The following is a 255-nucleotide window of genomic DNA, read 5'->3' as shown; positions in this document are numbered from 1 at the left end:
TCTCTCGATCACCTTAGTATTCTCTACCTGACTACCTGTGTCGGTTTCGGGTACGAGCGGATCAAACCTCACGCCGATGCTTTTCTCGACAGCATAGGATCACCGGATCACCCCACCCAAAGTGGGATGCCCATCAGCTCTCACCCTTATATGCCAGACGGATTTACCTACCTGACGGGCTACCACCTTAGACCACGACAACCACCGCGCGGCCCGGCTACCTTCCTGCGTCACACCACACGCTCACCTACACAC

General features: G+C 56.1%; 1 rRNA gene. It reads right to left on the bottom strand.

Going from position 1 to position 255, the window contains the following annotated elements:
- A 23S ribosomal RNA gene (locus NQ034_RS16120) occupies positions 1-255 on the bottom strand; the annotation flags it as partial.

This window comes from Brevibacterium moorei, from assembly GCF_024580735.1.
Lineage (GTDB): Bacteria > Actinomycetota > Actinomycetes > Actinomycetales > Brevibacteriaceae > Brevibacterium > Brevibacterium moorei.
Note: the sequence above shows the minus strand (reverse complement) of the source record. Positions and strands in the feature narration are given on the sequence as shown.